Below are 20,040 nucleotides of genomic sequence, written 5' to 3' on the forward strand. Positions count from 1 at the left end.
GTTTTTTAAATCATCAGCTCAATCATTTTACCTTATTATTCCCGTCATTGCAAGGCTTTTTACAGAATAATCAGCTCTTTGGGCGATTTGGTGAGGTTCACAGTGCCCTCCTCGGTATAGATGAGCACATCTTCGATACGCACGCCGAACTTGCCGGGCAGGTAGATGCCGGGCTCAGCGGAAACCGCGGCGCCCACGGGCATGGGGGTCTCGTCCCGGCCGTTGGCATTGGGGGACTCATGGATCTCGATGCCTACGCTGTGGCCGAAGCCATGACCAAAGTATGCCCCGTAACCGGCGTCCTCAATCACCTTGGCGGCGGCATTGTGGATCTCCTTGCCGGGCACGCCCGCCTTGGCGGCGGCAATACCGGCCAGCTGGGCCTTAAGCACGGTGTCGTACACCTTGCGCATCTCCTCGGTGGGCTCGCCCAGGGCGATGGTGCGGGTCATGTCGGAGCAGTAGCCGCCGTACTTGCAGCCGAAGTCCATGGTGAGGAACTCGCCCTTCTGCACCTTCTTCTCGCTGGGGATGCCGTGGGGCAGGGAGCCGTTGGGGCCGGACACCACAATGGGGTCGAAGCTCATCTTCTCAGCGCCCCGGCACAGCATCTCGTACTGAAGGCGGGCGGCGATCTCCTGCTCGGTCATGCCGGGCTGGATGAACTTCAGGATGGCGTCAAAGGCCTGGTCGGTGATCTCCTGGGCCTTCTGCATCAGGGCGACCTCTTCCTCATCCTTGGCCGCCCGCAGGGTGTTCACCAGACCCTGGGCAGGCACCAGCTCGCAGGGCAGCTTGGAATACTGGTTGTAGGAGGCCACAGTCACATAGCCGTCCTCAAAGCCCATCTTCTGAATGCCCAGCTCCTGCACAGCCTGCTCGGCCAGCACCATGAAGTTCTTGTTCCGGTCGGTCATGGTGATGTGGGCGCCGGTCACCAGGTTACCGGCGGCCTCAATGTACCGGGAGTCGGTGAAATAGCGGCTCTCGTTCCTGGTCACAATGACCATGCCCTCGCCATGGAATCCGATGGCATAATACTCGCCGGGATCGCTGGTGATGAGCATGGCGTCCAGCTTGTATTCGTCCAGCTTGGCCGCGATTTGATTGAGATGATTCATGATAAAGACTTCCTTTCTATCTCGCGCCTCAGCTGCCCTAAAGGGCGCTTTGGTACAGCTTTTTCATGGTTAGTGCGTCCTCCGCCTGGGTACCCGCACTTTGCCCCAGCGGACCACGGTCCGCCGGGGACCCCATATTTTTTATCTGCTCGGGCGAACTGAATTCGCCCGGCATCAAGGTTTTGGGCCGAAAGCCCAAAACGCTTGGCACGGCGCAAACGCGCCGCCCCGCTCTGCGGGGCCCCTGCGAAAGTGCGCCAAAGTTCAGGTCAGACTGCCTTGGTACAGCTTCTTCATAGTCAGCGCATCCTCGGCCTGGGTACCCGCACTTTCGCAGATAAAAGTAGGGCTCCAGCCCCGGCGGGCCACCTCAGCCATCAGAGGCTCTGGGTCGGGCCCGAACTCCTCCTGATCAAAGGTCAGGTGCATCTTTTCTCCCCCGTTGGGGGTGAACTGGATCTTGGAAAAATGGCTGTGGAAGCGGGAGGCCCGTTCCTCTCCCAGCACCTCCTGGATGCGGTCCAGCATTTTCACGCAGGCCTCATGGCCCTCCAACTCTCCCAGAGTACGGGCGTACAGGTGCCCGAAGTCCACGCAGGGGGTAAGCCGCTCATCCAGAGTACACAGCTCCAGCACCTCGTCCAGATCCCCCAGCTGGTTGATCTTGCCCATGGTCTCGGGGCAGAGGGTGATATGTCCAAACCCAGCGGCGTCGCAGGCAGTCACCACTTCTTTCAGGGATTTCAGGGCGATGTCCTGGGCCTCCCGCCGGGTACGCTTCATCAGGGCGCCCGAATGAATGACTACCCGGGTGGCCCCCATCCAGTCCGCCGCCTGGCAGGCGGCGGTAATATAGCCAATGGTCTTTTGCAGACTGTCCGGGTCGGGGTTGGCCAGATTAATGAAGTAGGGAGCGTGGAGGGACAGGGCAATGCCCGCCTCCCTGGCCGCATCCCCCACCTTTCTGGCAGTGGGTTCCCCTACGTTGACGCCCTTGCCGCACTGGTACTCGTAGCAGTCCAGCCCCAGCCCCGCCAGCCAGCGGGGGGCGTCCACCGAGGATTTATAGGGAAAGGACTCGGCATTGCCTGCCGGTCCGAAGATAGCGCTCATCGTTTCTTTGTTCTCCTTTTTGTCAGGGCTCGAAAGGGCCACTCGGCGGCGTATCGCAGGTAACGCCCCGGATTGCCCGCCAGCCGGATAGGCTCCACCAGCAGCGTAGTCACGCCAGCCCGGCTGCCGCCCAAAATATCGGTAAAGATTTGATCCCCCACAATGGCGGTCTGTTCCGGGGTGCAGCCCATCTGCTCCATGGCCTTATAAAAGGAGCCCGGCTTGGGCTTTCCGGCGTGGCCGATGTAGGGAACACCCAGGGCCTTGCAGAACCGCTCGGGCCGCTGGGGATGCCGGTTATTGGACAGCACAAACAGGGTGATTCCCTGATTCTGGAGTTCCGCCGTCCAGTCCCGCACTTTCTGGGTGGGTTCCGGCACCCCATAGGGAACCAATGTATTGTCCAGATCGGCCAGCAGCAGGCGGATGCCCTGTCCGGCCAGTGCGGCGGGATCGATGTCGTAAATGGTCTTTCCTGACCAGTGGGCCGTCAGCATGGTTTCACCTCGTCTATTTGCAGTCTGGTCAGCATAGGATGGTACAGGCTATCGAAAAGAACCTCCAGAGCAAAGGATTCGGAGGGAAAGATAGTGTGAAAGAAAACCGTCAGGGTTGTCTTTCGCGTTCGATCAAACACGTTTTGAAACTTGGCTCAAGTTTCAAAACGTGCTTCAGCTTGTCGGAAAGGCCTTTTCGACAAGCTGATTATACACGCTTCTTACAACTTGGACAAGGGGGTAGCTGATATGCAGCTGAATTCCACATTGATTCTCACCGCACCTCCCGCCCACAGCCGGGCGGCTCTGCGGTTTGGCCTTCCCGTGGCCCATGCGGCCTATCGGGTGGGAGGCGGACCCCATCTCTTCCGGGCCAATATGCCCATATCCGTCCGGGGCGGCCTGATGGCCCTGGACTGCGTGGGCTTTGACGGCCGGGGTGAGGCTGGGCCCTTCTGCCAGGAGGTCCTGCGGGAGTGCTCCGCCCGAGGGTATGACGGCATTTTATGCGACTTTGAGGGCCGTCCCATGCCTCTGTTGGCGGAGATCGTCCGCACCCTGGCCGGTCTCACCCAAAAGCGGGGCTGGCCCCTCTATGTGACCGAGGCCTACGGCGGTTATGCTGACAGCGCCAAAGTGCTCATCTCCTCCGCCCTGTCCGGCGGCTCTCTGGCCCAGCGTCTGGCGGAGGCGGCGCAGCGGTACGGTCAGGATCGGGTGGTCCTGGCCATAGAGCGGGTGGCAGAGGACTTTTATCTCCCCTCCCCTTCCGGTCAGGGGCAGCCTCTCAGCCAGGAGGAGCTGCGCCGGCTGATGGATGAACGCAGTCCCTCCATCTTTTTCTCTACCGAGCTGTGCGCCCACTACTTTACTTATATGTCTCGGGAGAACGGCGCTCATTTCGTTCTCTTCGACGACGCCGGGTCCATCCGCAAAAAATTACAGGTGGCCCGGGGACTGGGCATCCGGCAGGCGCTGCTGTCCTATCCACAAATTGAAGATCTGCTGGAGGATATTCTGGCAGGATAGGCAAAGATACAACAGGACCCCGCGCCATAGGCGCGGGGTCCTGTAATCTGTAGCATTAGTAATACTTCTTGCGGTTTTTGCGGGCGGCCTCAGACTTCTTGCGCCGCTTAACGCTCGGGCTCTCGTAGTGCTCACGCTTGCGAACCTCGGCCAGAACGCCAGACTTGGCACAGCTGCGCTTGAAACGCTTCAGCGCATTCTCCAAGGACTCGCCGTCCTTCACATGGACTTCCGACATTGACTTCCCCTCCCTCCGAAGCGGCGGGGTTCCACCGCCAAAGGGCCACACATAGATATGGCTTTAACAGAATCATTGTATGCTATATCCAATGAAATGTCAAGAGTAGATTTTTACTTTGCAATCAGATTGACCAGCTTATTGGGCACCAGAATGGTCTTGACCAGGTTTTTACCCTCGGTAAACTTCTGCACCTTGGGATCGGCCAGAGCAGCGGCCACCACGGCAGCCTCATCGCTGTCCATGGGGACGGTGACGGTGGCACGCAGCTTGCCGCACACCTGCACGGCCATCTGCACCTCAGCAGCCACGGTCTTACTCTCGTCATAGGCGGGCCAGGCCTGCTGGCAGGCCATACCGTCGGCATGGAAGCCCAGAGTCTCCCACAGCTCCTCGCACATATGGGGGGCGAAGGGAGAGAGCATCAGCAACAGGGTCTTATACTCGCCCTTGGAGCAGCCGTTGGCATAGAAGTCGTTGACCAGAGCCATCAAAGCGGCGATGGCGGTGTTGAACTTCATGGCCTCAATGTCGTCGGCCACCTTTTTGATGGTCTTGTGGATGGCGCTCTCGTTGGCGGCGGAGTACTCCATGGAATCGGTCAGATTCTCCGACAGGTTCCACACACGGTCCAGGAAGCGCTTGCAGCCCTTAACGGCATTGTCGCTCCAGGAGGCGGCCTTCTCAAAGTCGCCGATGAACATGATATAGGTGCGCATGGTGTCGGCACCGTACTGGGCCACCACGTCGTTGGGGTTGACCACGTTGCCGCGGCTCTTGGACATCTTCTCGCCGCCCTCGCCCAGGATCATACCGTGGGAGGTACGCTTGTGGTAAGGCTCCTTGGTGGGCACCACGCCGATGTCGTAGAGGAACTTATGCCAGAACCGGCTGTACAGCAGGTGCAGGGTGGTGTGCTCCATGCCGCCGTTGTACCAATCCACGGGGCTCCAGTACTCCAGGGCCTCCTTGGAGGCCAGAGCCTTGTCGTTGTGGGGATCCATATAGCGCAGGAAGTACCAGGAGGAACCGGCCCACTGGGGCATGGTGTCGGTCTCCCGCTTGGCAGGACCACCGCAGTGGGGGCAGGTGGTGTTGACCCAGTCGGTCATCTTGGAGATGGGGGACTCGCCGTCGTCGGTGGGCTCGTAGGAGTCCACATCAGGGAGCAGCAGGGGCAGCTGGTCCTCAGAAATGGGCTGCCAGCCACACTTCTCACAGTACACCATGGGGATGGGCTCGCCCCAGTAACGCTGACGGGAGAACACCCAGTCACGCAGCTTGTAGTTGACCTTGGCCTCGCCGATGCCCTTCTCCTCCAGCCACTTGGTGATGACGGGGATGGCGTCCTTCACGGTCAGGCCATTGAGGAACTCAGAGTTGACCAGGATGCCGGTCTCGTCCTTGGCGGTAAAGGCGGCCTTCTGCACGTCCTCGCCGCCGGAGACCACCTCAATGATCTCGCAGCCGAACTTCTTGGCAAACTCCCAGTCCCGGTCGTCGTGGGCAGGCACGGCCATGATGGCGCCGGTACCGTAGGTGGCCAGAACGTAGTCGGAGATAAAGATGGGGATCTCCTTGCCATTAACAGGGTTGATGCCCTTCACGCCGTCCAGGCACACGCCGGTCTTTTCCTTGTTCAGCTCGGTGCGCTCCAGGTCGGACTTGGAGGCGGCGGCAGCCTGGTAGGCCTTCACTTCATCGGCATTGGCCAGCTTACCGCTCTCCAGCCAGCCCTTCACCAGGGCGTGCTCGGGAGAGAGGACCATATAGGTGGCGCCGAACAGGGTGTCGGGCCGGGTGGTGAACACCACGATCTCCTCGCCGGTGGTGGCCTTGAAGGTGACCTCGGTGCCGGTGGAGCGGCCGATCCAGTTCTTCTGCTGGGTCTTGACCCGCTCGATGAAGTCCAGGTCGTCCAGGTCGTCGATGAGGCGCTGGGCATACTCGGTGATCTTGAGCATCCACTGGCTCTTTTCCTTGCGGACCACGGGGGAGCCGCAGCGCTCGCACACGCCGTCCACGACCTCCTCGTTGGCCAGCACGCACTTACAGGAGGTACACCAGTTCACGGGCATGGTGGTCTTGTAGGCCAGACCGTGCTTGTACAGCTGGAGGAAGATCCACTGAGTCCACTTGTAATAGCTGGGATCGGTGGTGTTGATGACCCGGTCCCAGTCGAAGGAGTAACCCAGCATATGCAGCTGCTTGGTAAAGTTCTCGATGTTGTCGTGGGTCACCTTGGCGGGGTGGATGTGGTTCTTGATGGCATAGTTCTCGGTGGGCAGGCCGAAAGCGTCATAGCCCATGGGAAACAGCACGTTGTAGCCGTCCATACGGCGCTTGCGGGCCACCACGTCCATGGCGGTGTAGGGGCGGGTGTGACCCACGTGCAGACCCTGTCCAGAGGGATAGGGGAACTCCACCAGGCCATAGAACTTGGGTTTATCACTGTGGTTCTCACAGTGGAAGGTTTTTTCCTCTGCCCATTTTTTCTGCCACTTGGGCTCAATGGCAGCAAAATCGTACTTCATTGACTGCACTTCCTCGTATCATATCCTGGCGGCCTCTGCCGCCTCCATAATCCAGCATATTATACTAGAAATACAACATCAATGCAAGAAAAACCATCAGGCCCCGCCGTAAAATACGGCAGGGCCTGGGTCTGCTCCTGTATGACATCACTGGGCATCCAACCGGATGACCGCCTTCTGTCTCTCCAGCAGTTTATACTGCGGAACAAAAAACCAGATCTGGGCCACCTTGTCCACATCCCGGTCGTAGGATTCCGCGCTGGGGGTGGAAATGACGGTGATGGTACCGTCGCTCCGGTTCTTGATCTTGTCCACCCACACGTCCTCAAAGAGATCCTGACCCTCGGCATCCTGAAAATACACCCCGTTCAGCAGGCGGGCATACCAGGCGTTTACCGCCCCCACCGGCTGCATCTTCACGATGATTTGTCCATCCACCGCTTCATAGCTGGCCGGAGCATACCCTCCGTCGGGATTTCCTGAGTCCGCAGAGGGCAAGTCTTCCAACTCCACCACCTGTCTGGGTGAAACTCCGCCCACGGATGTGGTTGGGATGATCTCCAGCTGCTTCAGTCCCCTCACATCCCCGTACAGCTCATAGACGCTGTCCACATAACTCTCCGGGTCCCAGTAATGGTTGACAACCACCTGGTCATAGGGGATATAGGCTCCGGTATCTCCATCCCGCAGAACAAAGTCATACCAATCCTTTTCACTGGAATCCTCCGCCGCCCAACGCAGTCTGAGCAGAGTACCCAAAGGAGACCGCTTCAGGGAGACCGCCTCCACTTGTACCGGCTCTCCCCCAATTCTGGCGGAAAGGACGGCATCCAGCTCAAACTGCTCTCCCTGGATGGGGTTGACAGAAAAAGCCAGCGTGTTTTCCCACAACAACGGAGCAAGTTCACCCGGCTCTGCGGCTCCATATCGCGCCAGCTTCAGCTCCACCTGCTCCCCCTCTTCCAGGGGCGTGCGCAGGAGGACGCGCCAGGCTCCGTACAGCGTGTGGCCGTCGGCCAGGTATTCCTGGTTTTCAAAGCTGTTGCCATAGCCCTCCATGGAAATATCCTCCCCGCCGGAACACAGGGTCATCCTGGGGGCGTACTGCCATGTCTCGTCCTGAACGTACAAACAGTAAAAGATGGTGCAGAACGTCCCGTCAGTCGCCACACGATCCACCGTAAACACATCGCCGTTTTCTGCCGTCACTGATACGCCCACTGGCTGGGCGCAGGTCTCATACACCTCATTCATACCCAGCATGGCATACTCATTTTGCTCCTTCAGGAACTCAAAGGCCCCCATGTAATAGGCCGCCGCCGTAATCCCCAGCAAACCGCACATCACCGCCGCCGCCACAAGCACCCGGAACGTATGTCTAGGGGTTTTTACCGGTTCTGATGTCATGGCCTCCGTCAGCCGGGTCTGAAAGTCCTGATCCGGCTCCACCTGGTCCATCCAGGTCTGATAATCCTGCTTCAGCATGGCGTTTCCTCCTCCTGTAGGTCCTCCCGCAGCATGGCCCGCGCCCGGCTCAGGCGGGTACGGATGGTCCCCTCCCGCTTGCCCAGCACCTTGGCGATCTCTGCGGTACTCAGCTCCTCGTAGTAATAGAGATGGACCACCACCCGGTAGTCCTCCGGCAGCGTCAGAATGGCGGCCTCCATGCCCTGCTCCTCCGGCGGCTCCGGCGCGGCCATCTGTCCCGCCTCCTCCAGGGGCACCGCACGCCTGCGCCAGGGGGAGCGATGCAGATCCCCCGCGCAGTTGGCGGCTACCCGCAGCAGCCAGGCCTTGCAATGCTCCCCATTCCGAAAAGCAGGGGCCGCCCGCACCAGCCGCAGAAAGGTCTCCTGGGTGATATCCTCCGCATCCTCCCGACTGCCCGTCCGGGCATAGGCCAGCCGGTATACCGCCGGGCTGTACTGCTCCACCAGCCGGGCGGCTTCCTCCCGATCCATAGCCCACTCTCCTTTCTCCGTTTCTATGGGATACACGTTTTTGCTCCGCAAAATGTTACAAGCCCCGGCGCTATATTGAAAAACGATAAAAACACATTTACAAGCAATGTGTTCCGTGGTACAGTGATGCCAAAGGAGGGATCGCTATGGAGCGAACCGGAGTTCAGAAACTGGCCCGTGTACTGAAAATACTGGTTACCATCACCTTTGTGTGTAACCTGCTGGTTCTGCCGCTGGTGCCCATTCTGTCCGCTGCATCCAGCTGTGGTTTTCCCTTGCCGGAGCTGCTCCATGGTATGGGGACTGGGGGCGCCTCCTCAGGTCCGACATATGCCCCCGGCACTATGCTCTATCTGGTGCTGGTATCCGGCTGGGGCGATCTTTCCGCCTACACCCTGGTGCTTGCCCTCTTTCTTCTCTTCTGCGGCGCCTGTACAGCAGCCATCCTGTGGCAGGGTCGTAAGGTTCTGAGCACCATCCTCAGGGGTACCCCCTTCTGCGTGGAAAACGCCGTCTGCCTTCAGCGGTCCGCTCTGCTCTGCTTCCTGATTTCCGGGGCCGCCCTGGTGCGTGTGATCTGGAGGATATGCTATGCCCAATCCATTACCCCTCTGCTCAGCTACAATATGCTCTTTGTTCCGCTCTTCTTTCTGGCCGGGCTGCTCTGTCTGGTCATATCCGCCCTCTTCCGCCAGGCGGCGGAAATGAAGGCGGAAAATGACCTGACCATCTGAGGAGGTGTTCCCATGCCCATCGTTGTGAATCTGGACGTGATGATGGCCAAGCGGAAAATGAGCCTCAACGAGCTGTCCGCCAAGGTGGACGTCACCCTGGCCAACCTGTCCATTCTGAAAAACAACCACGCCCGAGCGGTGCGTTTCACCACCCTGGAGGCCATCTGCAAGGCCCTGGACTGCCAGCCCGGGGATATTCTGGAATATGTGCCGGAGGAGGAGTGAGCATCCACATCTGTTTTGCAGCCAGTTTCTTGTTTCTGTCTCTGCCGGTGTCCTGCGACGGCGGGCTGGTTGGCGGTGGAGGTGATCCGACGCTGTCTGCTCGACCGTCAGGCCAACGGCGAGGTCAGTCTGTTTGACCACCCCTCCCAGAACTACACCTTCGCCTACTACGACGCGGAGATAAATACCCTCCGATACCTGGAATTTGACACATAAAGAAGCCGGGGACCCGCTGCTAACAGCGGGTCCCCGGCTTCTTGCTCACGCAGGCTCACACAGGACCGCCAGCCCCATGTGGTCCGCTACTTCCTGAATCTCCTCCAAGGTCAGCCCTGCACCGTGCATGGTCCAAACCATATGACCGGAAAACAGTTCTGCCCAGAACTGCCGCTGTCCACTCTCGGTGGTCACCATGGTGATAGCCACCGTGACGCCATCCTGAGTCGTATAGTTTTCACCCTCGCCCAGGAAATACCGGTCCTCCACCTGCTTGGCCTGAGAAAACCAACTGTATGACAAGGTGAAGGATGCCCCATCCTCCCTCTGGTAGCCGCCGATGAAGGACTGGTAGACCAAATCGTCCCGCTCCAGGTCGGTCTCGCTCTGATACAGGCAGGTGCCAGGGATGGCCTCATAGTGCTCCTCCAACCAGCTCACATCCCAGCCGGGCGTGGTCCACAGCCCATTGAGATTGGAGAGTTTCTCCGACTGGTAGAGTTCCGCCCGGCACGCAGTCTCCCCCTTTTGAAATCCAAAGGCCCGCATGGCGGTCCAGCCGTCTGTTTCCCCACCCTGCCGTTCCTCCAGCAGGGTACCGCCGGCATAGTTATTCCAGTTCTGCTCGTTTTCCTTCACCAGTTGCGCAGGGTCAAAGTCTCCCCCCAGGCAGGTGGTATAGTATCCTCCCCCGTCCTCTTCAGCTTGCTGCAGCAATTCCTGCTCATCGTCAAAAAAGTGGACCCTGCTCTGAGAGATGGCGATCCCCACCGCTCCCGCGGCGGTCACCAAAGCGCAAACTACCGCTGCGGCCAGCGCCGTGCGCCCCACACGCCGGACGGATTTTCTTCCTACCTTCTTTGCCAGCTTTTCCTGCTCCACTTGTTGCACAACCTCCTTCAACTGAATCTGCGTGGGTCCCATTTGCTCCAGTTCCATCCGGAACGCCTGTTCAAAATTGGGTTCAAACATGTTCCCTTCCTCCTTCCAGCTCCAGACGCAGCATACCTCTGGCACGGAACAGCCGCGTTTTGATGACGCTCTCGCTTTTACCCAGAATCTCCCCGATCTCCGCCACGGTCAATCCCTCGTAGTAGTAGAGATGGACCGGCAGCCGGTACTTTTTTGGCAGGGACAGCACCGCCTCCAGCACGCCCCCCTCCTCCGGCTGAGCCGGGGCGGTCAGGGTCTCACTGAGGGGCTGGGCGTGCCGCCAGGGGGAGCGGAACACATCGTTGACGCAGTTGGCCGCCACACGCAGTAGCCAGGCTTTGCAGTGGGTCTCGTTTTCAAAGTCCGGCCCGCCCCGTATCAGCCGCAGGAAGGTCTCCTGCATCACATCCTGGGCGTCGGCATGGCTCCCCGTGCGTACATAGGCCAGCCGGTAAATGGACGGCCCGTAGGTATGTACGATGCGTTCCAGTTCCTCGTTGTCCACGGCGTTTCCTCCTTTCCGTTCGTTCTGCCCTATATACGGACGGGCCGCCTTTCAGGTTACAAATCGCACAAAAAAATTTGGGACCTGCCTCAGGCAGGTCCCGCTGTTCAATCGTAGGTATGGTTGCAGATCTCCCGGATCTTGGCCTGGAGGGTCTTTAGATCCACAAAGCTTTCAGGCCGCTTGGAGGGGTCCCGCAGCAGAGCGGAAGGGTGGAACATGGCCATCATCCACACTCCGGCCTTCTCCATCCACTGTCCGTGCTCCCGGGTGATCTTGAAGTCGTCCTTCATCAGCCGAATGGCGGCGATGCGCCCCAGGCAGACAATGATCTTGGGCCGGATCAGGGCCACCTGATTGCGCAGGTAACCGATGCAGGCCTCCTGCTCAATGTTCAATGGGTCCCGGTTTCCCGGCGGACGGCACTTGACCATGTTGCCGATAAACACCTTGTCCCGGCGCAGATCGATCATCTCCAGCATATCGTCCAGCAGCTGGCCCGCCCGGCCCACAAAGGGCCGTCCGGTCAGGTCCTCCTGTTCGCCGGGACCCTCGCCGATGAACATGACCTCCGCGTCCCGGGCGCCCTCGCCAAAGACCACGTTGTGCCGGGTATCAGCCAGAGAGCACTTGCGGCAATCCATACATTCAGCGTAGAGCTCATCCCAGTTCTTCGTGTCCTCCGCCCCCTTTCTTCGAGGATTTTCCCCATTGTAACATAGGGCCGCCCTCCTTGCCTAGGGCAGATTTTGTCAAAATTCACAGTTGCTTTTCCACGCAAAAGCGCATATACTACGCCCATAAAGGCTGCGACAAAGACCGCCGCCCGTGAGAGCCGACAGAGAATCCGGGTCACCGACTGAGAGCCCGGTCCGGCAGGATGGGATGGCGCAACACATTTGAGCCGGCGTTTCGAGTCCCGTTGGGAGGTAGGGCCGCCCGTCTCACCCGCGTTAAGGGTTCCGAGTGGCGTCCGTTGCACACGACGGCGCAATTTTGGGTGGTACCGCGGAGTTGATTCCGTCCCGAAGTCGTATTGTACGACTTCGGGACTTTTTTTATTTTTTTCAAATAAGAAAGGTTGTGAACGGTATGGTATTCCTGGCAAAACAAATCGATAAAGCGGTGGAGGGCCGGAATAACCAGCCCGTCACCCTCCACGGCGCGGTCCACGCCCTGCGGGACATGGGCGGCATCACCTTCGTCACCCTGCGTACCCGCACCGGCCTGGTCCAGTGTGTCTGCACCCAAAAGGACGCCCTGGATGGGGCCACCGAGGAGTGCGCCGTTACCGCCGCCGGTATGTGGCGCATTGAACCCCGTGCTCCCGGCGGGAAAGAGCTGACCGACGCCACCCTCACCGTCCTGTCCCGCCCCGCCGCCCCTCTGCCTGTGCCCCTGTCCAAGAAGAAGCTGGACCTGAATCTGGACACCGAGCTGGGCCTGCGGCCGGTGGTGTTGAGAGCCCCCAACGAGCGGGCAGTGTTCCGCATCCAGGCCGCTATCGGCAGAGCCTTCCGGGACTACCTCCAGAGGGAAGGTTTTACCGAGATCCACACCCCCAAGATCGTCCACGCCGGAGCTGAGGGCGGGTCCAACATCTTCCGGCTGGATTACTTCGGCAAAAAGGCTTTCCTGGCCCAGTCTCCCCAGTTCTACAAGCAAACTATGGTGGGAGCCTTCGAGCGGGTGTACGAGGTAGCTCCCGTGTTCCGAGCGGAGAAACACGCCACCCAGCGGCACCTGAACGAGTACACCTCCCTGGACTTCGAGATGGGCTATATCCAGTCCTTCACCGAAATCATGGAGATGGAACAGGGCTTTCTCCAGCACCTGATGGAACTGCTGAAGCAGGAATATTCCACCGAGCTGGCCCTGCTGGATGTGGAGCTGCCCGACGTTTCCAAAATCCCCGCCGTCCGCTTTGACGAGATCAAGCGGCTGGCGGCGGAGAAGTACGGCTACCAGATCCGGGACCCCTTCGATCTGGAGCCGGAGGAGGAACACGCCATCGGCAAGTACGCCAAGGAGGAGTGGGGCAGCGACTTCGTGTTCATTACCCATTATCCCAGTAAAAAACGGCCCTTCTACGCCATGGACGATCCCGCCGATCCCCGCTTCACCCTTTCCTTTGACCTGCTGTTCCGGGGCCTGGAGGTGACCACCGGTGGCCAGCGCATCCACGACTATGCCGCCCAGGTGGCCAAGATGGAGGCGCGGGACATGGAAACGGCGGAGTTTGAAAGCTATCTCATGATCCACAAGCACGGGATGCCCCCCCACGGTGGGCTGGGCATCGGCCTGGAGCGGCTGACCATGCAGCTGTGCGGTTTGGACAACGTCCGCCGGGCCTGCCTGTTCCCCAGAGACCGCACCCGGCTTGAGCCTTAAGGAGGATTGAACATGAAAATCACCGAAGATATGGTCGACTATATCTCCCAGCTCTCCCGGCTCCAGCTGCCGGCGAAGGAGAAAACCGCCATGACGGCGGAGCTGGAGCGCATCGTGGCCTATATGGATGTGCTCAATACTCTGGATACCACCGATGTGGAGCCCCTGAGCCACATTTTCCCCCTGAAAAACGTGCTGCGCGCCGACGAGGTGGTCCCGTCCTATGACCGGGAGACCCTGCTGGCCGGGTCTCCCGCCGGGGACGGCGAGACCTTCCTGGTCCCCAAAGCGGTAGAGTGAGGTGGCACACATGGAACTGTATGAACTGACTGCTCTGGAGCTGGCTCAAAAGCTCCGCACCGGTGAGGTAAGACAGCAGGAGGCGGTGGAGGCCGCCCTCTCCCGCATCCACGCCGCCCAGCCGGGCAACAACGCCTTCGTCACGTTGGACGGCCCCGCCTTCCCGGCAGCCGACCTGTCCGCCTCCCCCCTGGCTGGTATACCCATGGCCTACAAGGACAACATCTGCACCAAAGGGGTGCCCACCACCTGTGCTTCCAAGATTCTGGAGGGTTTCGTCCCCTGCTACGACGCCACCGTGGTGGAGCGGCTCTCTGCCGCCGGGGCGGTGTCCATGGGCAAGCTGAACATGGATGAGTTCGCTATGGGCTCCACCTCCGAGACCTCCCACTATGGCCCGGTAAAAAACCCCTGGGATCTGACCCGGGCGGCTGGCGGCTCCTCCGGCGGCGCTGCCGCTGCCGTGGCGGCCGGCGAGGTGTGGTACGCCATCGGCTCGGACACCGGCGGGTCCATCCGCCAGCCCGCCGCCTATTGCGGCGTCACCGGCATGAAGCCCACCTATGGCACTGTGTCCCGGTACGGCCTCATCGCCTACGCCTCCTCCCTGGACCAGATGGGCCCCATCGCCAAGTCCGCCGCCGACTGTGCGGCGGTGCTGGACCTCATTCAGGGCAAGGACCCCCGGGACGGTACCAGCCTGGACGCCCCCGCCGGTGGGCTGCTCTCCTCCCTCACCGGCAATCTAAACGGTAAAAAGATTGGCCTGCCGGTGGACTGCTTCGGCGAGGGGCTGGACCCAGAGGTGCGTACCGCCGTACTGGCCGCCGCCGAGGTGCTCAAGGCCCGTGGGGCCAAGGTGGAGGAGTTCGCCCTGCCGGTGATGGAGTATGTGATACCCACCTACTATATCATCGCCGCCGCCGAGGCCTCCTCCAACCTGTCCCGGTTCGACGGCGTAAAATACGGCTGGCGGGCCGAGGACTATCAGGATCTCGCCGATCTCTACTGCAAGACCCGCACCCAGGGCTTTGGCTCCGAGGTAAAGCGGCGCATCCTGCTGGGCACCTTCGTGCTGTCCTCTGGTTACTACGATGCCTACTACAAAAAGGCCCTCCAGGTAAAGGCCCTCATCAAAAAGGCCTTTGACCAGGCTTTTTCCAAGTACGATCTGCTCCTCACCCCTGTGGCTCCCACCACCGCCCCCAAGCTGGGGGAGAGCCTCATCGATCCGCTGAAGATGTACCTCAGCGACAGTTACACTGTGTCGGTGAACCTGGCGGGCCTGCCCGCCCTGTCCATGCCCTGCGGCTTTGACAGCAAGGGTATGCCCATCGGCGCCCAGCTCATCGGTCCCGCCCTGGGCGACGGCGGGGTGCTCAACGCCGCCCATGCCTTCCAGCTGGACACCAACTGGCACAAGAAAAGCCCCAAAGGAGGTGACGCCCAATGACCTGGGAAACCGTGATCGGTCTGGAGACCCATGTGGAGCTGGCCACCAGGACCAAGATCTTCTGCCCCTGCACCACCCAATTCGGCGGCGCGCCCAACACCCACTGCTGCCCGGTATGTACCGGGATGCCGGGCGCCCTGCCGGTACTCAACGAAAAGGTACTGGAGTTTGCGGTGAAAGCCGGTCTGGCTCTGAACTGCGAGATCAGCCGTTTCAGCCGCTTTGACCGGAAGAACTACTTCTACCCCGACCTGCCCAAGGCCTATCAGATCTCCCAGCTCTACCTGCCCATCTGTCACGACGGTGCGGTGGACATTGGCGGCGGCAAGACCATCCGCATCCACGAGCTGCACATGGAGGAGGACGCGGGCAAGCTGCTCCACGACCCCTGGCTGGACCAGACCCGGGCGGATTACAACCGCTGCGGCGTGCCCTTGATCGAGGTCGTCACCGAGCCCGACTTTCGCTCGGCGGAGGAGGTCATTTCCTACCTGGAAAAGCTGCGCTCCACCCTGCAATACCTGGGTGTGTCCGACTGCAAGATGCAGGAGGGCTCCCTGCGGTGCGACGTGAACCTGTCGGTGCGTCCCGCCGGGTCCGCAGAGTTGGGCACCCGCACCGAGATGAAGAACCTGAACTCTTTCAAGGCCATTGCCCGGGCCATTGCCTACGAAGCCCGGCGACAGATTGAGCTCATTGAGGAGGGCAAACGGGTGATCCAGGAGACCCGCCGCTGGGATGAGAACAAGGACGCCACCTACGCCATGCGCTCCAAGGAGAACGCCCAGGATTACCGCTACTTTCCCGATCCGGACATCCCGCCCCTGGAGCTGTCGGAGGAGTATATCGAAGGGCTGCGGGCCACCCAGCCCGAGCTGGCGGAGGCCAAGCGGGCGCGGTATCAGCATGACTGGGGTCTGCCTGTTTACGACACGGAGATGATCACCAGCCAGAAAGCCCTGGCCGACTTTTTCGAGGAAGTGGTGGCTCTGGGGGCCGATCCCAAGCAGGCCGCCAACTGGATCATGGGCCAGGTGCTGGGCCAGCTGTCCGCCCACGGCCTGGAGGCCCAGGACATGAAGCTGACGCCTCCCACCATGGCCAGGCTCATCGCCCTGGTCCAGAAGGGCAAACTTAACCGCAACACCGCCGTTAAGGTCTTTGAGGCCATCTTTGCTGAGGATGGAGACGTGGATGCTTATATTCAGGAACACGGTCTGGCCCAGGTATCCGACGCCGGACTGGTGACCGCCGTGGTGGAGCAGGTACTCTCCGACAACCAGAAATCGGTGGAGGACTTCAAGTCCGGCAAGGAGAAGGCCTTCGGTTTTCTGGTGGGTCAGGTCATGCGGCAGCTGAAGGGGCAGGCCTCCCCGGCGGTGGTCCACCAGGTGCTGCGGGAGAAGCTGTCCCGGTAGTTGTTCCCCATGCCTTGACATTTTTCTGTCCTTCTGTTATGCTCTTATCCACAAATAAACCATGTGCATGACGCCCGTCACCGGATGGGCGAGACAACGTGCCTGAGTATATTCCGTAGGTCTTTGAAGGAATATACTCAGGCACGTTTTTTATTTGGACCCAGGAGGACGGACCATGCGGCGGACCTTTTTCAAGTACATCTCCTTAAATATGCTGGGTGCCCTTGGGCTGTCCGGCTACATCATGGCGGACACCTTTTTTGTGTCCAACCAACTGGGCTCCGACGGATTGGCGGCCCTCAATCTGGCCATTCCCATCTTCGGCCTCATCAACGGACTTGGCATCCTGCTGGGTATCGGCGGCGCCACCCGCTACTCCATCTGCCGGTATCAGGGGGATGAGGACCGGGCCAACCGCACCTTTACCCTGGTCCTGCTGACGGGACTGGTACTGGGAGTTTTGCTGGCCCTGCTGGGCGCTTTCTGCGCCCAACCCATTGCCCTGCTGCTGGGGGCCAACACCGACACACTGCCCCTGTGTACCGTTTACCTGCGTACGGTACTCCTTTTCTCCCCTTGTTTTCTGCTCAACCATGTCATGGTATGCTTCGTCCGCAACGACGGCAATCCCAAGCTGGCCATGGCCGCCATGCTCACCGGCAGTCTGGCCAACATCGCCCTGGACTATCTCTTCCTCTATCCATTGAATATGGGCATTTTCGGCGCGGCACTGGCAACCGGCACCGCCCCGGTGATCGGGCTGTGTCTCTCCTCCCTCCACAGTCTTACCGGCCGGAATCAGTACCAACTGGCCCGGCCCGCCACCCCGGCCTGGTCCCTGGCCGACGTGGCCGGTCTGGGCAGCGCCGCCTTCCTCAATGAGTTTACCTCCTGTATGGTGCTGGCCCTCTATAATCTGTTGATGCTGCAAGCCGCCGGCACGGTGGGCGTGGCGGCCTACGGCGTGGTAGCCAATCTGGCTCTTATGGCCCTGGCCCTGTTTACCGGTCTGTCCCAGGGGGCCCAGCCCCTGATCAGTCAGGCCTATGGCCGTGGTGATACCCATGAGGTCAGGCAACTCTGCCGCATGGCTCTGCTGGTAGCCTTCTTCACCGGACTGGCCCTAGCCCTTATCGCCCAGTTTGCCGCCCAGCCACTCGTGGCGCTTTTCAATCGGGATGGGAACCCAGTCCTGGCACGGATCGCCGTGGACGGACTTCGGCTCTATTTCTGGGGTTTCCTCTGTGCCGGCCCCAACATCATCACCGCGGCCTTTCTGGGCGCCGCCGAGCAGCCCCGGGCTTCCTTCTTTCTCTCCCTGTTCCGGGGCGGTGTGGGTATTGCCGCGCTGGTGCTTCTGCTGGCGTGGCTGCTGGGACTCACCGGGATCTGGCTTGCCTTCCCGGTCACCGAGTTGATTACCCTGTTTTGGGGCCTGGGTGTCAGCCGCAGGGCACTCACTGCCTCACAATCTTAAATGCAAAAATAAAACTCCCCCTGATCCAGCCTTTCGGCTGGATCAGGGGGAGTTGTGCTTTGCCTTAAACTCCGGTAGCGTCAGAGGCAATGGAAGCCCGCTCCTGAGCAATATTCAGAGCGTGGTCGCCAATGCGCTCAAAGTCGGTAAGCAGCTCGGAGAATATGATACAGGCCTCGTCGGAGCAGGAGCCCTTCCGCATCCGCTTGAGCTGGTTGCGGCGGTATTCCTCCGTCATATCGTCAATACGCTGCTCCAATGCGGACACCTTGGCAAGCCATTTGGTGGGCTCAGTGACCTCCTGTCCCAGGAGGTCCAGAGCCTCCAGGCTGACCTGCTCCATCCGCCTGATCTCTTCCTGTGCATCTGGAGAGAAATGGATGTTCTTATCGTGCATCATCTGGGTATACTCGCAGATATTCATGGCGTGGTCGCCGATGCGCTCGATGTTGCCGGTGATTTTAAAATAGGCACTGACAGCGGTGGAGTCCTGCTCGTTGGTCTCATGGACGATGACCTGAGAGATATACTGGGAGATCTCCTTGTTCAGATAGTCCAGATATTCCTCGGTGGCTTCGGCGCCCTCCATCTTCTTGGGATCCACGTCCAGCACAGCCTGAAAACAAGTGGCAATATTCTCCCGGGCCATACACAGCATCCGGTTAAGTTCCTGGCGCAGCTGGGTGATATACATGGCGGAGAAGCCGATGGGGTGCTCCTGCTTGGTGTGGGTGGGGTTGGGTACCAGGTAGGCCAGGTGCATCCCTTCCTCCCCACTCTCCCGCCGGTCAGGCAGGATGTGCATGGCCAGCTTTACCAACACATTGCCAAAGGGCAGCAGCAAAATGGTGGTAACGATGTTGAACAGCGTGTGCATATTGGCGATCTGAGCCGCGGGGTAGCCGGGAGTCAGGTTCACCATAGCGTCGGTCAGCGGCGTCAGAATACAGATAGCGGTAAAGAGCACCGTGCCGAACAGGTTGAACATCAGGTGGATCACCGTAGCCCGCTTGGCGTTGCGGCTGGTGCCGATGGAGGCAAGCACAGCAGTGATGCAGGTGCCGATATTCTGACCAAACAGGACATACACCGCGCTGTCGAGGCCAATCACACCGCTGACCGCCAGCGCCTGCAGAATACCCACAGAGGCGGAGGAGGACTGGATGAGCGCGGTGAAAAGGGCGCCTACCACAATACCAATCAGGGGATTGGAGAAGGTGCTGACAGCATCCACAAAGGCGGGCCACTCCCGGAGGGGCTCCATAGAGGAGCTCATCATCTCCATGCCAATGAAGAGCACACCCAGGCCGGCCAGGATGTTGCCGTAGTGGTGGATCTGAGGTTTCTTCAGAAATACCACCATGGCCACGCCCACAAAGGCAAACAGGGGAGCCATAACGCCCACATCCAGGGCGATGAGCTGTCCGGTGATGGTAGTGCCGATGTTGGCGCCCATGATAATCCACACGGCCTGCCGCAGGGTCATCATGCCGGAGTTGACAAAGCCCACCACCATAACTGTGGTGGCGGAGGAGGATTGGATTGCTGCGGTGATCAATGCGCCCACCAGGACGCCCAAAAAGCGATTTGAAGTCAGCCGCTCAAGGATGCGCTTCATACGGTTGCCAGCTGCGGCCTCCAGGCCGGAACTCATCATCTGCATACCGTAGAGGAACAAGGCCAGGCCGCCCAGCAGCCCAAGAAGGATGCTTATGTCTCCCACGTCTTTTCTCCTCTTTTATTCACATATTTCTTTTTCAGTTTCTTTACGAAATCCTGTTTTAGTATATCGGATGTAAAGTTTGCCGTCAATGGGATTTTGTACGAAGTTTCGTCCCCTTTCGCCTTTGACTCCGGCAGGTTTTTACCTGCCTTTTATGGAAATTTAATGCCTG

20 protein-coding genes are annotated in these 20,040 nt (G+C 59.9%); 9 read left to right on the forward strand and 11 right to left on the reverse strand.

The window, feature by feature from the left end; all coding sequences use genetic code 11:
• Window positions 1-59 precede the first annotated feature (59 nt).
• From WHJ28_RS14705 to WHJ28_RS14715, 3 genes are all read right to left on the reverse strand, one after another.
• Entirely contained in the window at window positions 60-1,121 is a 1,062-nt protein-coding gene (locus WHJ28_RS14705; protein WP_340042816.1) for a M24 family metallopeptidase, read from the reverse strand.
• A 264-nt stretch (window positions 1,122-1,385) separates the two neighbouring features.
• Window positions 1,386-2,234, reverse strand: coding sequence for a TIM barrel protein (locus WHJ28_RS14710; RefSeq protein WP_340042817.1), 849 nt, complete (start codon window positions 2,232-2,234; stop codon window positions 1,386-1,388).
• Window positions 2,231-2,731 (reverse strand): YqeG family HAD IIIA-type phosphatase, encoded by a 501-nt coding sequence (locus tag WHJ28_RS14715; protein ID WP_340042818.1) that lies wholly within the window; start codon window positions 2,729-2,731, stop codon window positions 2,231-2,233. The genes WHJ28_RS14710 and WHJ28_RS14715 overlap by 4 nt, the downstream gene beginning before the upstream one ends.
• 249 nt (window positions 2,732-2,980) lie before the next feature.
• Between WHJ28_RS14715 and WHJ28_RS14720 the strand changes: the two genes are divergently transcribed.
• The gene (locus WHJ28_RS14720) at window positions 2,981-3,760 is read left to right on the forward strand and encodes a glycoside hydrolase family 18 protein (protein ID WP_340042819.1); all 780 of its coding nucleotides are present in this window, start codon (window positions 2,981-2,983) and stop codon (window positions 3,758-3,760) included.
• A 55-nt stretch (window positions 3,761-3,815) separates the two neighbouring features.
• Here WHJ28_RS14720 and rpsU read toward each other — a convergent pair whose 3' ends face one another.
• From rpsU to WHJ28_RS14740, 4 genes are all read right to left on the reverse strand, one after another.
• Complete coding sequence (gene rpsU, locus WHJ28_RS14725; protein WP_009259223.1) at window positions 3,816-3,998, reverse strand: 30S ribosomal protein S21; 183 nt, start codon at window positions 3,996-3,998, stop codon at window positions 3,816-3,818.
• Between the two features lie 113 nt (window positions 3,999-4,111).
• Window positions 4,112-6,532, reverse strand: a complete 2,421-nt coding sequence (gene leuS, locus WHJ28_RS14730) for a leucine--tRNA ligase (RefSeq protein ID WP_340042820.1) — start codon at window positions 6,530-6,532, stop codon at window positions 4,112-4,114.
• Window positions 6,533-6,679: 147 nt separating this feature from the next.
• On the reverse strand, window positions 6,680-8,017 hold the full coding sequence (locus tag WHJ28_RS14735) for a DUF4179 domain-containing protein (protein WP_340042821.1): 1,338 nt from the start codon (window positions 8,015-8,017) through the stop codon (window positions 6,680-6,682).
• The gene (locus WHJ28_RS14740) at window positions 8,011-8,493 is read right to left on the reverse strand and encodes an RNA polymerase sigma factor (RefSeq protein ID WP_340042822.1); all 483 of its coding nucleotides are present in this window, start codon (window positions 8,491-8,493) and stop codon (window positions 8,011-8,013) included. Before WHJ28_RS14740 ends, WHJ28_RS14735 begins: the two co-directional genes overlap by 7 nt.
• A gap of 146 nt (window positions 8,494-8,639) precedes the next feature.
• Here WHJ28_RS14740 and WHJ28_RS14745 point away from each other — a divergent pair, with 146 nt between their 5' ends.
• From WHJ28_RS14745 to WHJ28_RS14755, 3 genes are all read left to right on the forward strand, one after another.
• Entirely contained in the window at window positions 8,640-9,227 is a 588-nt protein-coding gene (locus WHJ28_RS14745) for a DUF2975 domain-containing protein (protein WP_340042823.1), read from the forward strand.
• A 12-nt stretch (window positions 9,228-9,239) separates the two neighbouring features.
• Window positions 9,240-9,452 (forward strand): helix-turn-helix domain-containing protein, encoded by a 213-nt coding sequence (locus WHJ28_RS14750; RefSeq protein WP_087335717.1) that lies wholly within the window; start codon window positions 9,240-9,242, stop codon window positions 9,450-9,452.
• A 75-nt stretch (window positions 9,453-9,527) separates the two neighbouring features.
• Entirely contained in the window at window positions 9,528-9,668 is a 141-nt protein-coding gene (locus tag WHJ28_RS14755; protein ID WP_340042824.1) for a hypothetical protein, read from the forward strand.
• A 45-nt stretch (window positions 9,669-9,713) separates the two neighbouring features.
• Here the strand turns inward: WHJ28_RS14755 and WHJ28_RS14760 are convergent, their stop codons facing one another.
• The 3 genes from WHJ28_RS14760 to WHJ28_RS14770 all read right to left on the reverse strand — a co-directional run bounded on the left by WHJ28_RS14760 (window position 9,714) and on the right by WHJ28_RS14770 (window position 11,750).
• Window positions 9,714-10,640 carry a hypothetical protein gene (locus WHJ28_RS14760; RefSeq protein ID WP_340042825.1) on the reverse strand — a complete coding sequence of 309 codons (927 nt, stop codon included), beginning with the start codon at window positions 10,638-10,640 and terminating at the stop codon, window positions 9,714-9,716.
• Window positions 10,633-11,106, reverse strand: a complete 474-nt coding sequence (locus WHJ28_RS14765) for an RNA polymerase sigma factor (RefSeq protein ID WP_340042826.1) — start codon at window positions 11,104-11,106, stop codon at window positions 10,633-10,635. The genes WHJ28_RS14760 and WHJ28_RS14765 overlap by 8 nt, the downstream gene beginning before the upstream one ends.
• A gap of 107 nt (window positions 11,107-11,213) precedes the next feature.
• Window positions 11,214-11,750: a uracil-DNA glycosylase gene (locus WHJ28_RS14770; protein WP_087188565.1), complete on the reverse strand. Its 537-nt coding sequence runs from the start codon at window positions 11,748-11,750 to the stop codon at window positions 11,214-11,216.
• Between the two features lie 448 nt (window positions 11,751-12,198).
• On the opposite strand from WHJ28_RS14770, the gene aspS reads away from it, so the two are divergent.
• The 5 genes from aspS to WHJ28_RS14795 all read left to right on the forward strand — a co-directional run bounded on the left by aspS (window position 12,199) and on the right by WHJ28_RS14795 (window position 18,145).
• Window positions 12,199-13,497: an aspartate--tRNA(Asn) ligase gene (gene aspS / locus WHJ28_RS14775; protein ID WP_340042827.1), complete on the forward strand. Its 1,299-nt coding sequence runs from the start codon at window positions 12,199-12,201 to the stop codon at window positions 13,495-13,497.
• 12 nt (window positions 13,498-13,509) lie between these two features.
• Entirely contained in the window at window positions 13,510-13,797 is a 288-nt protein-coding gene (gene gatC, locus WHJ28_RS14780) for an Asp-tRNA(Asn)/Glu-tRNA(Gln) amidotransferase subunit GatC (RefSeq protein WP_340042828.1), read from the forward strand.
• 10 nt (window positions 13,798-13,807) lie between these two features.
• Window positions 13,808-15,250, forward strand: a complete 1,443-nt coding sequence (gene gatA / locus WHJ28_RS14785; RefSeq protein ID WP_340042829.1) for an Asp-tRNA(Asn)/Glu-tRNA(Gln) amidotransferase subunit GatA — start codon at window positions 13,808-13,810, stop codon at window positions 15,248-15,250.
• Window positions 15,247-16,668: an Asp-tRNA(Asn)/Glu-tRNA(Gln) amidotransferase subunit GatB gene (gene gatB, locus WHJ28_RS14790; RefSeq protein ID WP_340042830.1), complete on the forward strand. Its 1,422-nt coding sequence runs from the start codon at window positions 15,247-15,249 to the stop codon at window positions 16,666-16,668. The genes gatA and gatB overlap by 4 nt, the downstream gene beginning before the upstream one ends.
• 175 nt (window positions 16,669-16,843) lie before the next feature.
• Entirely contained in the window at window positions 16,844-18,145 is a 1,302-nt protein-coding gene (locus tag WHJ28_RS14795) for an MATE family efflux transporter (RefSeq protein ID WP_340042831.1), read from the forward strand.
• A gap of 64 nt (window positions 18,146-18,209) precedes the next feature.
• On the opposite strand, the gene WHJ28_RS14800 is transcribed toward WHJ28_RS14795, so the two are convergent.
• Window positions 18,210-19,808: a Na/Pi cotransporter family protein gene (locus WHJ28_RS14800; RefSeq protein ID WP_425461156.1), complete on the reverse strand. Its 1,599-nt coding sequence runs from the start codon at window positions 19,806-19,808 to the stop codon at window positions 18,210-18,212.
• Window positions 19,809-20,040: the final 232 nt, after the last annotated feature.

Source organism: Flavonifractor porci, assembly GCF_037572415.1.
In the GTDB taxonomy this organism is placed as follows: Bacteria; Bacillota; Clostridia; order Oscillospirales; family Oscillospiraceae; genus Flavonifractor; species Flavonifractor porci.

Bases quoted from the DNA above. Each gene is read 5' to 3' on its own strand.
- WHJ28_RS14705 (WP_340042816.1), bottom strand. From the start codon at position 1,121: ATGAATCATCTCAATCAAATCGCGGCCAAGCTGGACGAATACAAGCTG.
- WHJ28_RS14710 (WP_340042817.1), bottom strand. From the start codon at position 2,234: ATGAGCGCTATCTTCGGACCGGCAGGCAATGCCGAGTCCTTTCCCTAT.
- WHJ28_RS14715 (WP_340042818.1), bottom strand. From the start codon at position 2,731: ATGCTGACGGCCCACTGGTCAGGAAAGACCATTTACGACATCGATCCC.
- WHJ28_RS14720 (WP_340042819.1), top strand. From the start codon at position 2,981: ATGCAGCTGAATTCCACATTGATTCTCACCGCACCTCCCGCCCACAGC.
- rpsU (WP_009259223.1), bottom strand. From the start codon at position 3,998: ATGTCGGAAGTCCATGTGAAGGACGGCGAGTCCTTGGAGAATGCGCTG.
- leuS (WP_340042820.1), bottom strand. From the start codon at position 6,532: ATGAAGTACGATTTTGCTGCCATTGAGCCCAAGTGGCAGAAAAAATGG.
- WHJ28_RS14735 (WP_340042821.1), bottom strand. From the start codon at position 8,017: ATGCTGAAGCAGGATTATCAGACCTGGATGGACCAGGTGGAGCCGGAT.
- WHJ28_RS14740 (WP_340042822.1), bottom strand. From the start codon at position 8,493: ATGGATCGGGAGGAAGCCGCCCGGCTGGTGGAGCAGTACAGCCCGGCG.
- WHJ28_RS14745 (WP_340042823.1), top strand. From the start codon at position 8,640: ATGGAGCGAACCGGAGTTCAGAAACTGGCCCGTGTACTGAAAATACTG.
- WHJ28_RS14750 (WP_087335717.1), top strand. From the start codon at position 9,240: ATGCCCATCGTTGTGAATCTGGACGTGATGATGGCCAAGCGGAAAATG.
- WHJ28_RS14760 (WP_340042825.1), bottom strand. From the start codon at position 10,640: ATGTTTGAACCCAATTTTGAACAGGCGTTCCGGATGGAACTGGAGCAA.
- WHJ28_RS14770 (WP_087188565.1), bottom strand. From the start codon at position 11,750: ATGGATTGCCGCAAGTGCTCTCTGGCTGATACCCGGCACAACGTGGTC.
- aspS (WP_340042827.1), top strand. From the start codon at position 12,199: ATGGTATTCCTGGCAAAACAAATCGATAAAGCGGTGGAGGGCCGGAAT.
- gatC (WP_340042828.1), top strand. From the start codon at position 13,510: ATGAAAATCACCGAAGATATGGTCGACTATATCTCCCAGCTCTCCCGG.
- gatA (WP_340042829.1), top strand. From the start codon at position 13,808: ATGGAACTGTATGAACTGACTGCTCTGGAGCTGGCTCAAAAGCTCCGC.
- gatB (WP_340042830.1), top strand. From the start codon at position 15,247: ATGACCTGGGAAACCGTGATCGGTCTGGAGACCCATGTGGAGCTGGCC.
- WHJ28_RS14795 (WP_340042831.1), top strand. From the start codon at position 16,844: ATGCGGCGGACCTTTTTCAAGTACATCTCCTTAAATATGCTGGGTGCC.
- WHJ28_RS14800 (WP_425461156.1), bottom strand. From the start codon at position 19,808: ATGCAGATGATGAGTTCCGGCCTGGAGGCCGCAGCTGGCAACCGTATG.